12 protein-coding genes are annotated in these 14,785 nt (G+C 62.7%); 9 read left to right on the forward strand and 3 right to left on the reverse strand.

Annotated elements, in window-relative coordinates; all coding sequences use genetic code 11:
• Positions 1–7 precede the first annotated feature (7 nt).
• The gene (gene bcp, locus FNA46_RS02930; RefSeq protein WP_142880849.1) at positions 8–475 is read right to left on the reverse strand and encodes a thioredoxin-dependent thiol peroxidase; all 468 of its coding nucleotides are present in this window, start codon (positions 473–475) and stop codon (positions 8–10) included.
• A 113-nt stretch (positions 476–588) separates the two neighbouring features.
• On the opposite strand from bcp, the gene FNA46_RS02935 reads away from it, so the two are divergent.
• The gene (locus FNA46_RS02935) at positions 589–4,008 is read left to right on the forward strand and encodes a YhdP family protein (protein ID WP_142880850.1); all 3,420 of its coding nucleotides are present in this window, start codon (positions 589–591) and stop codon (positions 4,006–4,008) included.
• Between the two features lie 51 nt (positions 4,009–4,059).
• Here the strand turns inward: FNA46_RS02935 and tyrS are convergent, their stop codons facing one another.
• A complete protein-coding gene (gene tyrS / locus FNA46_RS02940) occupies positions 4,060–5,313 on the reverse strand; it encodes a tyrosine--tRNA ligase (protein WP_142880851.1) in 1,254 nt (417 codons plus the stop codon).
• 257 nt (positions 5,314–5,570) lie between these two features.
• Here tyrS and FNA46_RS02945 point away from each other — a divergent pair, with 257 nt between their 5' ends.
• Positions 5,571–6,725 (forward strand): GGDEF domain-containing protein, encoded by a 1,155-nt coding sequence (locus FNA46_RS02945; RefSeq protein WP_246102803.1) that lies wholly within the window; start codon positions 5,571–5,573, stop codon positions 6,723–6,725.
• 78 nt (positions 6,726–6,803) lie between these two features.
• On the opposite strand, the gene FNA46_RS02950 is transcribed toward FNA46_RS02945, so the two are convergent.
• A complete protein-coding gene (locus FNA46_RS02950; protein ID WP_142880853.1) occupies positions 6,804–7,481 on the reverse strand; it encodes an alpha/beta hydrolase in 678 nt (225 codons plus the stop codon).
• Positions 7,482–7,693: 212 nt separating this feature from the next.
• On the opposite strand from FNA46_RS02950, the gene FNA46_RS02955 reads away from it, so the two are divergent.
• The 7 genes from FNA46_RS02955 to FNA46_RS02985 all read left to right on the forward strand — a co-directional run bounded on the left by FNA46_RS02955 (position 7,694) and on the right by FNA46_RS02985 (position 14,726).
• Positions 7,694–8,860: a cysteine desulfurase family protein gene (locus FNA46_RS02955; RefSeq protein ID WP_142880854.1), complete on the forward strand. Its 1,167-nt coding sequence runs from the start codon at positions 7,694–7,696 to the stop codon at positions 8,858–8,860.
• A gap of 142 nt (positions 8,861–9,002) precedes the next feature.
• On the forward strand, positions 9,003–10,472 hold the full coding sequence (sufB, locus tag FNA46_RS02960) for a Fe-S cluster assembly protein SufB (protein ID WP_142880855.1): 1,470 nt from the start codon (positions 9,003–9,005) through the stop codon (positions 10,470–10,472).
• A 186-nt stretch (positions 10,473–10,658) separates the two neighbouring features.
• Complete coding sequence (gene sufC, locus FNA46_RS02965; RefSeq protein ID WP_142880856.1) at positions 10,659–11,414, forward strand: Fe-S cluster assembly ATPase SufC; 756 nt, start codon at positions 10,659–10,661, stop codon at positions 11,412–11,414.
• 24 nt (positions 11,415–11,438) lie between these two features.
• Entirely contained in the window at positions 11,439–12,713 is a 1,275-nt protein-coding gene (gene sufD / locus FNA46_RS02970; protein WP_142880857.1) for a Fe-S cluster assembly protein SufD, read from the forward strand.
• Positions 12,706–13,098, forward strand: a complete 393-nt coding sequence (locus FNA46_RS02975; RefSeq protein ID WP_142880858.1) for a VOC family protein — start codon at positions 12,706–12,708, stop codon at positions 13,096–13,098. Before sufD ends, FNA46_RS02975 begins: the two co-directional genes overlap by 8 nt.
• Positions 13,088–14,335 (forward strand): cysteine desulfurase, encoded by a 1,248-nt coding sequence (locus tag FNA46_RS02980; protein ID WP_142880859.1) that lies wholly within the window; start codon positions 13,088–13,090, stop codon positions 14,333–14,335. Before FNA46_RS02975 ends, FNA46_RS02980 begins: the two co-directional genes overlap by 11 nt.
• Before the next feature lie 10 nt (positions 14,336–14,345).
• Positions 14,346–14,726, forward strand: a complete 381-nt coding sequence (locus FNA46_RS02985) for an SUF system Fe-S cluster assembly protein (protein ID WP_142880860.1) — start codon at positions 14,346–14,348, stop codon at positions 14,724–14,726.
• The last annotated feature ends 59 nt before the right edge of the window (positions 14,727–14,785 follow it).

Raw genomic sequence — 14,785 nt, forward strand, 5'->3', positions numbered from 1 at the left:
TCCTTTGTCACAGGGCCTGTGCTGCCGCAAGCACTTCCTCGGCATGACCTTCGACCTTCACCTTGGGCCAGACGCGCGCGATGCTGCCATCGGCGGCGATCAGGAAGGTGGAGCGTTCGATGCCCATGTACTTCTTGCCGTACATGCTCTTTTCCTTCCAGACGCCATAAGCGTTGGCAGCCACCTGTTCCTCGTCGGCGGCAAGCGCGACCGTCAGGTTGTGCTTCTTGATGAACTTGTCATGCTTGGCCGCAGAATCGGGCGAAATGCCGATGACGGTGGTACCGGCCTTTTCGAATTCACCGGAAAGTGCGGTGAACTGCAAAGCCTCGGTGGTGCAGCCGCTGGTGTCGTCCTTCGGGTAGAAATAGACCACCACCGGCTTGCCGCGGAGGTCGGAGAGCGTGATGGTGCCGCCACCGTCGCGCGGGAGGGTAAAATCCGGGGCGGGCATGCCGCTTACGAGCTCGGACATGGTTTTCCTTTCTTTCGCCTGCATGTTGGGAAATTGTCGCCGCAATGCGTATATACTGGCGCGGAATTGGTCCAGATCACCCGAATCGGGTGTGATGCCGAGAATGGGAGAGCATGGCGGAAATAAGAGGGGAAAAGGTCACGTTCCGCCAGAAGGATCTGGTGGCGCTGCACGAATTGCCGTCCGCCCAGGCGCATGATCCGCTGATCGTGCACTGCCCGGCGCCGTCGACGCGCGCCGGAACAATCATGCGTTTCTTCCTCATCTTCCTCGCCATCTGCGGCCTTGCAGCCGGCGCGGGCTTCTTCGCCATCGAAACGGGCACCATCGACAGCACGTTGAACGCACGGGCCCAGTCGGCCCTCAACGACGCGATCGGGCCCCGCTACCGGGCAACGGTCGGCTCCACCGTGCTTCGGTTTTCCAGTGATTTTCGCCTGGCGCTCGAAGCGCGCGACGTCAACGTGGTGGAAGTGGCAAGCGGCGCGCATCTGACGCGCACGGGTGCGGTGCGCCTGGCGATCGATCCGCTGGCGCTTGCCAGTGGTCGCGTGTCGATCCGGCGCATTTCCGCCCATGACATTTCGCTGGATACCGCGCTCTTGCCGGCCAGCGACCCGATGGATCTGTCCAAGACCCGGATCGACAGTCTGCCCTTTGCCCTGGAACAGGCATTCCAGCGCCTGGACGAGGCGCGCGGCCTGATCGAACGCACCGGCACGGGGCTTGTGCGCCTCTCCGGCATCGAGATCCGCTTTCCACCGGATCATACCGGCCATGTGGCGCGGCTGATGATTGATGACCTCAGGCTCTCCCTCACCGACAAGGGGCAGGTGGCGCTTGACGGGGTGATGGAACTGGAGGGTCATCGCGCGGCGCTCAGTGTCCAGTCGAACGCCATCAACGGCGTCACTCGTGCGCTGGCTGCCCGTCTCTCCGGCCTCGACCTGACCCCGTTCCTGCTGCAAAAGGACGACAATGGCGAGCCGCGCGAGGGGCTGCAGGGCGCCATCGACATGGATCTCAACGCGACCCGCGACACCACGGAGGCGGATCCCGCCATCAAGGCGACGATCCATCACACGCCGGGCACCGTCTATTTCGATGGCGTCGGGCAGGAATTGTCAGGCGCCGAAGTGAGCGCCACCTATGATTTTGCCAAGAATTCCATCGAGATCCTGCCCTCTCGCCTGCGTTTCGGGCCGACGGTGGTGCCGGTCTCGGGTGCCATCATCGATCTCGACCGGCTGAACCCGGCGGAGAAGCGCCCCGGCTATGGCCTCGACCTCTTGGTCAGCGGCGGTCATGCGCAGGCGGCCAGCGGCGGCGAACAGCCGACCCTGTTCGACCTGCAGGCCAGCGGGCGCTATCTGACCGCAGCGCGCGAACTGCAGTTCGATTCCATGCAGGTGTCCAGCCCGTCCGGACAGATGGCGGGTTCTCTGAAGATACGGTTTCCCGGCAAGGTTTCACCGGAGATTTCGTTCGGTGCGCAACTGCCACGCATGGAGGTGGCGGCGGTCAAGCAGCTGTGGCCGTTCTGGATGGCCCGCAAGGCGCGCGACTGGGCTGTCTCCAGTCTGTTTGGCGGCGAAGTGACGGATGGATCGATCGCGGTCTTCATTCCGGCAGGGCGCATGCACGGACCGGGCATCCCGATGGAACTCGATGCCAACGAGCTGCGCATCGCCTTCGATATTGCCGATACCCGCCTTAACCTGCCGGGCGACATGCCGCCGGTCCGCAATCTGGCGGGCCACTTTGATCTGCATGGGGCACAACTGACCGTCGCCATCAAGGATGCCAACTCCTATTTCCCGTCCGGTCGCAGCGTGACGGCCACCGGCGGCACCTTCTCCATAGCCTCCACCTATGCCAAGCCTCTGATGGCCGATCTGGCGCTGGATGTGACGGGGGCTGCCGATGCGCTGGCAGAGCTTTCCACCTTCAAGCCGATTGACGCGCTGAAGGACACGGATTTCGTCGCCAAGGATTTCCGTGGCGAAGCGGAAGCCTCGGTGAAGGCGCGCTTTGGCCTGATCAAGGCGCACAATCCGCCGCCGCCGCAGTTTTCCGCCAGTATCGACCTCAACGGCGTCAGCATCGGCAAGCCGCTGGCCGGTCGTACGGTGGCTGATCTGAAGGGCACCCTCGATGTCGACGGGACAGCCGCACGCCTGCAGGCGAACGGCACGATCGATACGGTTCCGGCGGACATCATGCTGGTGGAGCCCTTCAACAAGGCGAAGACTGCCGACCGGCAGCTTGTGGTGAAGGCGACGCTGTCGAACGAGCAGCGCAACAAGCTGGCGCCCGGGCTCTCCGATGTGGTGGATGGACCGGTTGCCGCGGAAGTGACGCGCCTGGATGGTGACCGGCAGGGTATCAAGCTCGATCTCACCAAGGCAAGCCTGTCGCTGCCCGTCGTCGGCTGGAGCAAGGGCGCCGGCATTCCGGCAACAGCCACCTTCGAGCTGACCGAGAAGGACAAGGGCGCCGATGTGCACAAGCTGCAGCTGACCGGCGACGGATTCGGCCTGCGCGGCGATCTGCGCATGGACGATGCGGGGCTTGCAACGGCGGATTTCTCGCAGATGCAGCTGTCGCCCGGGGATGACTTCGCGCTGTCGCTCAAGCGTGGCAAGGGGCGCATCTACGACGTCACGCTTTCCGGCGCCTCGGCTGACCTGCGTCCGGTTCTGGCCAAGCTTCGCGCGGAGGGCGATGGGCCGGTCGGCGATGGCAAGTCCGGCGGGGACGGCGGTGCGCGGGTGCGCGGCAAGATTGACCGGCTGGTCGGCTTCAACGACGAAAAGCTTGCCAGCGCCAATGTCTCGCTCTTCGTCAACAACGGGCACCTGCGGGAGCTGGACCTGACCGGCGTGACCGGCAGCGGCCAGGCGGTGGTCGGCAAGACGAGCAAGGCGGATCGCGGTGAGACGATCACGCTGACGAGCGGTGATGCCGGCGCCGTCGCCCGCTTCACCAATCTCTATGACCATATGCGCGGAGGCCTGCTGAACATCCGCATCGACAACGGCCCGGATGGCAACTGGAGCGGCTTCGTGGATCTGCGCAGCTTCTCGCTTGTCAATGAAAGCCGGCTGCAATCGATGGTCTCGACGCCGGTGGGCGAGGATGGGCGCAGCCTGAACTCGGCCGTGAAACGCGATATCGACGTCAGCACGCAGAAATTCCAGCGCGGCTTTGCCCGCGTCGTCTATCGCGACCGGTCGCTCTCGGTGGAAAACGGCGTGGTGCGGGGCGAGGAAATCGGCGCGACCTTCCAGGGCATGCTGCGTGATGCGCGGGGCAACATGGACATGACCGGCACGTTCATGCCGGCCTATGGTCTCAATCGCCTGTTTGCCGAATTGCCCATCGTCGGCGCCATCCTTGGCAACGGCCGCGACCGCGGCCTGCTCGGCATCACCTTCAAGCTGACCGGGCCTTTCGCGCAGCCGAAGCTGGCAATCAATCCGCTGTCGATCATCGCGCCCGGCGTCTTCCGTCAGATCTTCGAGTTCCAATGAAAAACCCGGCGCAACGGCCGGGTTTTATCACTCGCTCGGGAAAGACGCTCGTCAGACCGGACGCACCAGAATGTGCTTCTTCTTGCCGAGTGACAGCTTGACGATACCATCGGCGGTGATCTGGGCGCGACCGATCGCCATGCGCTCGTCCGACACTGCCTCGTCGTTGATGCGCACGGCGCCACCCTGCACGTGACGGCGGGCTTCGCCGTTCGATGCAGCAAGGCCAGCCCGCACCATCAGCGCAAGAAGGCCGATACCGGTCGACAGTTCGTCACCCGGCACCTCGACGGAGGGCAGATTTTCCGACAGCGCGCCTTCCTCGAAGGTCTTGCGGGCGGTTTCGGCGGCTTCGTCGGCGGCCCGGCGTCCATGCAGGATGGCCGTCACTTCTGTCGCCAGAATCTTCTTTGCCTCGTTGATCTCGGAGCCGTCCAGGGCCGCAAGACGGGCGATCTCGTCCATCGGCAGCGTGGTGAACAGCTTCAGGAAGCGCTCGACATCGGCGTCTTCCGTGTTGCGCCAGTACTGCCAGAAGTCATAGACGGGCATCAGCTCGGCGTTCAGCCAGACGGCACCCGAGGCGGACTTGCCCATCTTGGCGCCGGATGCGGTGGTCAGCAGCGGCGAGGTCAGCGCGTAAAGCTGTTCGGTGCCCATGCGGTGGCCGAGATCGATGCCATTGACGATATTGCCCCACTGGTCCGAACCGCCCATCTGCAGCCGGCAGCCATAGCGGCGCGACAGCTCCACGAAGTCGTAGGCCTGGAGGATCATGTAGTTGAATTCCAGGAACGACAGGGACTGCTCGCGGTCGAGGCGGGTCTTGACGCTGTCGAAGGACAGCATGCGGTTGACCGAGAAATGCCGCCCGACATCGCGCAGGAATTCGAGATAGTTCAGCGGGCGCAGCCATTCGGCATTGTTGATCATCAGCGCGGCGGCGCCGGCGCGGTCGTAATCGAGGTAGTTGGCGAAGACACGCTTGATCGAGGCGATGTTCTCCTCGATCATCTCGACTGTCATCAGTTTGCGCGCTTCCTCCTTGAAGGACGGATCGCCCACCATCCCGGTGCCGCCGCCCATCAGCGAGATCGGCCGGTGGCCGGTCGCCTGGAACCAGTGCAGCATCATGATCTGCGTCAGGTGTCCGACATGCAGGCTGGAAGCGGTCGGATCATAGCCGATGTAAGCCGTCACGGTTTCCTTGGTCAGCAGTTCATCCAGCCCGGTTTCATCGGAGACCTGGTGAATGAAGCCGCGTTCATCGAGCGTGCGGAGGAAATCGGACTTGAACCTGGACATGATCTATCTCTGGCAAGAGGTTGCTTTTGATGTGCAGCGCGCCTCTAACACTGTTTTCCGGCGGAATCACTCCAAAAGTGCGCCATCGCTGTCTTGTGGCCGCCATGGCCTGCGTTTATGTTGCATTTCGTATTGTGATTTAAGATGAAATTAATGTTTAAATCTTTTCTTGTCCGTGATGGCCGCAAAGCGCCGAACGGAGGGCGGGAACTGCAGTCCCGTGATGCTCTATGAATGGAGCAAATTTTTTTCTGATCATGAACCTGCTGATCGGCCTGTCGTTCTGCGTCGTTTTCCTGATCGTCTCCACACGCAGCCGCTCGGCAGCCGCCGCGCGCTGGATTGCTTCTGCCTATGCGATCGCCTCCCTCTCCACCATTGCCGAACTGCTGGTGGCCTACACAGACTGGCCTAAGCTGTTTGCCCTGATGGCCTTCTCCTCGGTGCTGGGCGGCATGGTCCTGATCCGCATCGGTATTGGCAAACTTTATGGCGTACCGGCAAGTCCGGTCTTCCTTGGCGTCTTCTTCGCTGCCTCGATCCTTCTTGACCTCGTGATCTACCCGCTGCCGCGCGGCACCTTTATGCATTCGATCAGCTATCAGGTGCCGTTTGCGCTGATCATGGCACACAGCGCGATTGCCATTCTGCACTCGACACGGCGGATGATGATCGACCGCGTGATGCTGGTGCTGCTGGTGCTCGCCAGCCTGCAGTTCATCGGCAAGGGCGTGCTGGCCGTGCTGGTGGGAGCAGGGCAGACGGCACAGGATTACGTGCATTCCTACTATGCGCTGGTCTCGCAAAGCACGACCGGCGTCTTTGTCGTGATCATCGGCCTGATGCTGCTGTCGGTCTTCGTGCTGGAGATCATGGCCGACGAGCGCACCAATTCCGAGGTCGATTCGCTGTCCGGCGTCTATAACCGTCGCGGCTTCGACGTGCATTGCGACCTTGCGCTGCGGCGGCGTGCCATGGGGCCGCATGCGCTGATCCTTTGCGACCTCGATCACTTCAAGCGGGTCAACGACACCTATGGCCATTTCAGCGGCGATTCGGTGATCCGCCATTTTGGTGCCCTGCTGCTCGCCAGCATTCCCGATGACGCCGTGGTGGGCCGTATCGGCGGGGAAGAATTCTGCATCCTGCTGCCCGGGGTGCCGCTGGATGCGGCCGTCATGTTCGCTCAGGCGCTGCGCGGTTCCGTGGCGATGCAGACCGTGCCGGGCCTGCCTGCGGGCTTCCACATCACCGCCAGCTTCGGGGTTGCAGTCTTCCAGCATGCCCATGAACTCGGCATGGTGATGCGTCACGCCGACAAGGCGCTCTACGACGCCAAGGCTGCCGGCCGCAACTGCGTGCGCCAGTATCGCGCAGCACCGGCCTTTTCCGTGGTGTCCAGCGGCGCCTGATCGACACTGCGGAAGTGTCTTCAACGAAAAACGGCCCCGAAGGGCCGTTTGGGTGTTCATGCGGAATGGACGGCGCGTTCAGCGGATGCGCTTCGCCGCCGGTTCCGGCACCAGCTCGCCGTTCAGGCGGCGGTCAAGGTAATCCTCGCAGTCAGCCATCAGCGCTTCCACGCGACCGTTGAAGAAGTGGTTGGCGCCTTCGACGGTGCGGTGGGTGATCAGGATACCCTTCTGCGTCTTGAGCTTTTCCACCAGCGCATTCACATCCTTTTCCGGCGCAACCTTGTCGGAATCGCCATTGATGATCAGCCCGGACGAGGGGCAGGGCGCGAGGAAGGAGAAGTCGTAGATATTCGGCTGCGGTGCGATCGACAGGAAGCCTTCGATCTCCGGGCGGCGCATCAGGAGCTGCATGCCGATCCAGGCGCCGAAGGAATAGCCGGCGACCCAGCAGCTCTTCGAATCGGGGTGAAGCGCCTGCACCCAGTCAAGCGCGGCCGCCGCATCGGAAAGCTCGCCAGCGCCATGGTCGAATTCGCCCTGGCTGCGGCCGATGCCCCGGAAATTGAAGCGCAGCGTCGTGAAGCCCCGCTTCTGGAACATGTAGAACAGCTGGTAGACGATCTGGTTGTTCATCGTGCCGCCGAACTGCGGGTGCGGGTGCAGGATGATCGCGATCGGGGCGTTTTTCTCCTTCGAGGGCTGATAGCGTCCTTCGAGGCGGCCGGCAGGGCCGTTGAAAATCACTTCGGGCATCGTTACTCCGGTCAGCTTTTTTGATGTTTCCAACCGTTTCACAACCGCTTTGACTTGACGAATGCGGTCATCTTTTCTAGAAACAGTTTAGAACCATTCGAAATTTGGGTCGGCGATGCCGCCCAGGTGGTCGTCTCTTACGGCATGCGTGGCGAAAATTTCAAGGGAAATGCGTCGTCATGCCGGATCTGGACCGGGAACCGCAGGCTGCAATGTCCAAGACACGCGCATATCTGGACTGGAACGCGACGGCGCCGCTTGGCGAAGCGGCACGGCGCGCCATGCTGGATGCCTATGATCTGCCGGGCAACGCCTCCTCGGTGCATGGCGAGGGACGCGCTGCACGCGCCGGCATAGACCGCGCACGCCGGCAGGTGGCGGCGCTTGTCGGAGCCGATCCACAGCATGTCACATTCACCAGCGGTGCAACCGAAGCTGCGAACCTCGTGCTGACACCCGCCTTCCGCATGGGGCGTGCGCCGCTTGTCATCGGCCATCTCTATGTCTCTGCCATCGAGCATCCGGCGCTGCGCGAAGGCGGACGTTTTGGTGCCGGGCAGGTGAGCGAGATTGCGGTGACGCCGCAGGGCGTGCTGGATCTGGCGGCGCTTGCCGCTGCGCTCGACGTCCATGATTTCGCATCAGGCCTGCCGATGGTCGCCGTCATGCTGGTCAACAACGAGACGGGCATCATCCAGCCGGTGGCCGAAGCGGCTGCACTGGTGCATGGCAAGGGCGGCCTGCTGGTGGTGGATGCGGTGCAGGCGGTCGGGCGCATTCCGGTCGATATTGCCGCGCTGGACGCGGATTTTCTGATTGTCTCCTCCCACAAGATCGCCGGACCGAAGGGTGTCGGGGCGCTGATATCGCGCGGCGAGGTGATGATGCCACAGCCGCTGATCCGCGGCGGCGGGCAGGAGAAGGGCCATCGCTCCGGTACGGAGAACTTTCCGGGCATCCTCGGTTTCGGTGCCGCCGCGGAGGCAGCCCTTGCTGACATGGAGACACGCAATATCGCGATCGGCGCCTTGCGCCAGCGGCTGGAAGAGGGCATGCGCGCCGCCGCCGCCGATGTGATCATCCATGGCGCCTGCGAGCAACGGGTGTCCAACACCACCTTCTTCACCCTGCCTGGGCTGAAGTCGGAGACCGGGCAGATCGCCTTCGATCTGGAAGGAATTGCGCTCTCGGCAGGATCCGCCTGCTCGTCGGGCAAGGTGGGTCAGAGCCACGTGCTGGCAGCCATGGGTTGCGATGCGGACATGGGGGCGCTGCGGATGTCGCTCGGCCCGCTGACGACAGAGGCGGAGATCGAGAAGGCGCTTGCCGCCTTCGCGAGAATTTCCGGGCGCCGGAAGGCTGCCGGACAGGCCGCGTGAGCCTGTTCTTAATTGCGGAAACGCAAAAATCTGCTTGCCAAAAGGTGGGAAAACCGCCTTCTGGCGCCTACATGAGGGCGGACTTCCGCCAAGAAATGACAAGCTGCCGGACCCTTGATTCCGGCAAGATTGGAGTATGACCATGGCTGCCGTGCAGGAGACCATCGATCAGGTCCGCCAGATCGACGTGGACCAGTACAAATATGGCTTCGAGACGGAGATCGAAGTCGAGAAGGCCCCGAAGGGCCTGTCCGAGGAGATCATCCGCTTCATTTCCGCCAAGAAGCAGGAGCCGGACTGGATGCTGGAATGGCGCCTCGACGCCTATCGCCGCTGGCTGACCATGGAAGAGCCGGGCTGGGCGCGCGTCGATTATCCGAGGATCGACTTCAACGATATCTACTACTACGCCGCGCCGAAGACGACGTCCGGCCCGAAGTCGCTCGACGAGGTCGATCCGGAGCTTCTGAAAGTCTATGAAAAGCTCGGCATTCCGCTGAAGGAACAGGAAATCCTCGCCGGCGTGGACAAGCCGCGCGTCGCGGTCGATGCCGTGTTCGACAGCGTTTCGGTCGTCACCACCTTCAAGAAGGAACTCGCCAAGGCCGGCGTGATCTTCATGTCGATCTCCGAAGCCGTGCGCGAGCATCCGGAGCTGGTGAAGAAATATCTCGGTTCCGTCGTGCCGACCACCGACAATTACTATGCCACGCTGAATTCGGCCGTCTTCACCGACGGCTCCTTCGTCTATGTGCCGAAGGGCGTGCGGTGCCCGATGGAGCTTTCCACCTATTTCCGCATCAACGAGAAGAACACCGGCCAGTTCGAGCGCACGCTGATCATCGCCGACGAGGGGGCCTACGTATCCTATCTCGAAGGCTGCACGGCGCCGCAGCGCGACGAGAACCAGCTGCATGCCGCCGTCGTCGAACTGGTGGCGCTCGATGATGCCGAGATCAAGTATTCGACGGTGCAGAACTGGTATCCCGGCGACAAGCAGGGCAAGGGTGGCATCTACAATTTCGTGACCAAGCGTGGCGATTGCCGCGGCGACCGCTCGAAAATCTCGTGGACGCAGGTGGAAACCGGCTCGGCCATCACCTGGAAATATCCGAGCTGCATCCTGCGCGGCGATGACAGCCGCGGCGAGTTCTACTCGATCGCGGTTTCCAACGGCCACCAGCAGATCGATTCGGGCACCAAGATGATCCATCTCGGCAAGAACACCTCGAGCCGCATCATCTCCAAGGGTATCGCCGCCGGTGTCTCGCAAAACACCTATCGCGGCCAGGTCTCGGCACATCGCAAGGCGACCAATGCCCGCAACTTCACGCAGTGCGACTCGCTCCTCATCGGCGACCGCTGCGGCGCGCACACCGTGCCTTACATCGAGGCGAAAAACTCGTCTGCGCAGTTTGAGCATGAGGCGACCACCTCGAAGATCTCCGAGGACCAGCTGTTCTATTGCCTGCAGCGCGGCATTCCGGAAGAGGCGGCGATCGCACTGATCGTCAACGGCTTCGTCAAGGAGGTCATCCAGGAACTGCCGATGGAATTCGCAGTCGAGGCGCAGAAGCTGATCGGAATTTCGCTGGAAGGCAGCGTCGGGTGATGGGAGCGGCTGGCGTCCGCCAGTCCTTATCCTCGGGCCTGCCCCGAGGATATGCGGCGCGAAGTGACGCACAGAACGCGACTTGATGGATCCTCGGGCAAACCCGAGGATGACGGAACATGGCGCCGGGACGGCGCAGACAAAGACAGGCGGCCCTTGAACCGCCCTATGAACAGGAACGTGAACATGCTTGAAATCAAGAACCTGCACGCCCGCATCGCCGAAGACGGCACCGAAATCATCCGCGGCCTGAACCTGACCGTGAAGGCTGGCGAAGTGGCGGCCATCATGGGCCCGAACGGCTCCGGCAAGTCGACGCTTTCCTACATCCTGTCGGGCCGCGAGGACTATGAGGTGACCGAGGGCGAGATCCTGTATAACGGCGAGAATATTCTCGAACTTGATCCGGCCGAGCGCGCCGCCAAGGGCATTTTCCTCGCCTTCCAGTATCCGGTCGAAATTCCGGGCGTTGCCACCATGCAGTTCCTGAAGGTCGCGATGAACGAGCAGCGAAAGGCGCGCGGCGAAGCGGAACTGACGACGCCGGACTTCATGCGCCGCGTCAAGGAAGCCGCCGCCGAGCTGAAGATCAACCCGGACATGCTGAAGCGGCCGCTGAACGTCGGCTTCTCCGGTGGCGAGAAGAAGCGTGCAGAAATCCTGCAGATGGCGCTGCTGGAGCCGAAGTTGTGCGTGCTCGATGAAACCGATTCCGGTCTCGACATCGATGCGCTGAAGATCGTTGCCGATGGCGTGAATGCGCTGAAGTCTCCGGATCGCGCCACGATCGTCATCACCCACTACCAGCGCCTGCTGGACTACATCGTGCCGGACACGGTGCATGTTCTCTACAAGGGCCAGATCATCCGCACCGGCGACAAGTCGCTGGCACTCGAACTGGAAGCCAACGGCTATGCCGACATCATCGGTGAAGCCGCCTGAGGGCGACGGCGAAAGGAGTGTGGCATGAACATGCAGACAACAAGCCGGCAGACCGCTGCAGAAGCGGCCCTGATCGACGCCTTCAACCAGCATGTCGGCGACCTGCCGGGCAATGGCGCGGTGATCAGCGCGCGCGACCGGCTGGTGGACGATCTGAAGACCAATGGTCTTCCAACGCGCCGGGTGGAAGCCTGGCACTATACTGACCTGAAGACGCTGCTGCGCGCACTTCCCGCGATGCAGCCGGCAGGCCTGGTTGCCGCGCCGGCCCCGCTGGTGGAAACCGCTTCCGTCATCGTGATGCAGGACGGGCATGCCGACGGCAAAGCCTCCGTCGAGGGCGTGGTCGTCGGCACTTTCGATGCGATGCTGCGCGAAGGCACCGCGGCTCCCGGCCTTTCGGTGATCGATGGTGACGATACCATCGGCAAGATCAATGGCAGCTTCGTGCGCGACGGCTATGTGCTGGAGTTTCCCGAAGGCGTCGAGATCGAGCAGCCGATCGAGATCCAGGCGCTGCACGGCGCCGGCCAGATCCACACCCGCTTTCCGGTGAGCTTCGGTGCGGCCTCGAAGGCGACCGTCATCGAGCGGCATGTGGCGACGACCGACGGTCAGGCCTTCGTCTCTTCCGTCAGCGACATCTCGCTGGAAGACGGCGCAGACGTGACCTGGATCGTGCTGCAGGAACAGGGTTCCTCCGACACGCATCTCGGCCAGGTGCGCATCCGCGTCGGTGCAGACGCCAAGCTGCGGCTTTTCGTGATCAACGCCGGCGGCAAGCTGGTGCGCCAGGAACTGCGCGTCGATGTGGCGGGCGAGGGCGCTGACCTGCAGCTGCGCGGCGTCAACCTGCTCGGCGGCGACACCCATACCGACGTGACGCTGGTTCTCGGCCACAATGTGCCAAACACCACCTCCACGGAAATTTTTCGCAATGTGGTGTTCGACCGCGCGCGGGGCGTGTTCCAGGGCATGATCAAGGTGGCGCTCGATGCGCAGAAGACCGATGCCCGCATGGCCTGCAACACGCTGCTGATGTCCGACGATGCCGAGTTCGCGGCCAAGCCGGAACTCGAAATCTTCGCCGACGACGTGCAGTGCGGCCATGGCGCCACCGTTGCCGATATCGACGACAACCATCTCTACTACCTGATGGCCCGCGGCATTCCGCGCAGCAAGGCCCGCGCCATGCTGGTCAATGCCTTCGTGGCGGAGATCGTCGAGGAGCTGGATGACGAGGCGCTGGTCGAGGCACTGGAGACGGTGATTTCCGGCTGGCTGGAACGGCATGCCTGATCCCCGCGTCAGCCTCGATCATTCGGTGATCCACGTCTCGGACTGGGAAACGGCCCGGGACTTCTACACACGGGTAATCGGGGCCGAGGCGATCCGCACGGCAAAGGGAGGCTATGTGTTTCGCCTCGGCGAACAGCAGCTCAACGTGCATGGACCGGGTGCCGTGGGCACGCCCGTTGCGCACCACCCGGTGATGCCCGGAAACAGCGACCTTTGCTTCCGCTGGCACGGACCGATCGCGGAGGCGATGGGCCATCTTTCTGCAGAAGGCGTCGCCTTAGAGATTGGACCTGTTGAACGCTTCGGTGCGCAAGGCAAGGGACTGAGCGTCTATTTCCGCGATCCGGACGGGTCGCTCATGGAGTTCATCAGCTATGACGGCTAATTTCGCATCCGCCGGTGGCGCCTATGATGTCGAGGCAATCCGCCGGGATTTCCCGATCCTCTCCACCATGGTGCACGGCAAGCCGCTGGTCTATCTGGACAACGGCGCCTCCGCGCAAAAGCCGCAAAGCGTGATCGATGGCATCGCGCATGCCTATTCCGCCGAATATGCCAATGTGCATCGCGGTCTGCATTACCTTTCCAATGCCGCGACGGAGGCCTATGAGGCCGCACGCGAAAAGGTGCGCCGCTTCCTGAATGCACCCTCGGTGGACGACATCGTCTTCACCAAGAATTCGACCGAGGCGATCAACACGGTCGCCTATGGCTGGGCGATGCCGCACCTGAAGGAGGGCGACGAGATCGTCCTCACCATCATGGAGCACCATTCCAACATCGTGCCCTGGCATTTTCTGCGCGAACGGCAGGGCGTGAAGCTGGTCTGGGTACCGGTGGATGACGAGGGCGCCTTCCATCTGGACGATTTCGAAAAATGCCTGACCGACCGGACACGGCTGGTGGCGATCACCCACATGTCGAACGCACTCGGCACCGTGGTGCCGATCAAGGATGTCTGCCGTATCGCCCATGAGCGGGATATCCCGGTGCTGGTCGATGGCAGCCAGGGTGCCGTGCACATGCCGGTCGACGTGCGCGATCTCGACTGCGACTGGTATGTGATGACCGGCCACAAGCTCTACGGCCCCTCCGGCATCGGCGTGCTCTACGGCAAGAAGGAACGGCTGCTGTCCATGCGTCCCTTCCAGGGCGGCGGCGAAATGATCATCGATGTCGATCAGGATTTCGTCACCTACAACGACCCGCCGCACCGTTTTGAGGCCGGCACGCCGCCGATCGTGCAGGCGATCGGCCTTGGCCATGCGCTGGACTATATGGAGAAGATCGGTCGCGCCGCGATTGCCGCGCATGAGGCGGACCTGACGGCTTATGCCACCGAACGCCTGACCGCGATCAATGCGCTGCGCATCATCGGCAATGCGCCGGGCAAGGGCGCGATCTTCTCCTTCGAACTTGCCGGCATCCATGCCCATGACGTCTCGATGGTGATCGACCGCAAGGGCGTGGCGGTGCGCGCCGGCACCCATTGCGCCATGCCCCTCTTGAAACGTTTCGGCGTGACATCCACCTGCCGGGCATCCTTTGCGATGTACAATACGCGCGCCGAGGTGGATGCGCTGGCCGATGCGCTGGACTATGCGCGAAACTTCTTTGCCTGAGGACGAAATCATGTCGACCGAAGAAACCATTCCGAAGTGGGATGCCCGCGAAGGCATCATCAGCTCGCCGATCCCGGCGGACGAACTCGCCCGCCTGTCCGACGACATCGTCGCGGCACTGAAGACCGTTTATGACCCGGAAATTCCGGCGGACATCTTTGAACTCGGCCTCGTCTACAAGATCGACATCGAGGACGACCGCATGGTGAAGATCGTCATGACGCTGACGGCCCCCGGCTGCCCGGTGGCCGGCGAAATGCCGGGCTGGGTTGAAAATGCCGTCGGCGCCGTGGAGGGCGTGTCCGGTGTGGACGTGGAAATGACCTTCGATCCGCCGTGGACGCCGGAGCGCATGTCGGAAGAGGCGCAGGTGGCGGTCGGCTGGTATTGAACCGGCCGATGCGCCGGGCTCACACCCCATTCGCATCGGACTCAGCGAGAACATGACGG

Source organism: Affinirhizobium straminoryzae (assembly GCF_007004135.1).
GTDB classification, from domain to species: domain Bacteria; phylum Pseudomonadota; class Alphaproteobacteria; order Rhizobiales; family Rhizobiaceae; genus Neorhizobium; species Neorhizobium straminoryzae.

Coding starts and splice junctions, on each gene's coding strand:
- FNA46_RS02945 (WP_246102803.1), top strand. CDS start 5,571: ATGAACCTGCTGATCGGCCTGTCGTTCTGCGTCGTTTTCCTGATCGTC.
- FNA46_RS02985 (WP_142880860.1), top strand. CDS start 14,346: ATGTCGACCGAAGAAACCATTCCGAAGTGGGATGCCCGCGAAGGCATC.
- sufD (WP_142880857.1), top strand. CDS start 11,439: ATGAACATGCAGACAACAAGCCGGCAGACCGCTGCAGAAGCGGCCCTG.
- FNA46_RS02980 (WP_142880859.1), top strand. CDS start 13,088: ATGACGGCTAATTTCGCATCCGCCGGTGGCGCCTATGATGTCGAGGCA.
- sufC (WP_142880856.1), top strand. CDS start 10,659: ATGCTTGAAATCAAGAACCTGCACGCCCGCATCGCCGAAGACGGCACC.
- FNA46_RS02950 (WP_142880853.1), bottom strand. CDS start 7,481: ATGCCCGAAGTGATTTTCAACGGCCCTGCCGGCCGCCTCGAAGGACGC.
- FNA46_RS02955 (WP_142880854.1), top strand. CDS start 7,694: ATGTCCAAGACACGCGCATATCTGGACTGGAACGCGACGGCGCCGCTT.
- FNA46_RS02935 (WP_142880850.1), top strand. CDS start 589: ATGGCGGAAATAAGAGGGGAAAAGGTCACGTTCCGCCAGAAGGATCTG.
- FNA46_RS02975 (WP_142880858.1), top strand. CDS start 12,706: ATGCCTGATCCCCGCGTCAGCCTCGATCATTCGGTGATCCACGTCTCG.
- sufB (WP_142880855.1), top strand. CDS start 9,003: ATGGCTGCCGTGCAGGAGACCATCGATCAGGTCCGCCAGATCGACGTG.
- tyrS (WP_142880851.1), bottom strand. CDS start 5,313: ATGTCCAGGTTCAAGTCCGATTTCCTCCGCACGCTCGATGAACGCGGC.
- bcp (WP_142880849.1), bottom strand. CDS start 475: ATGTCCGAGCTCGTAAGCGGCATGCCCGCCCCGGATTTTACCCTCCCG.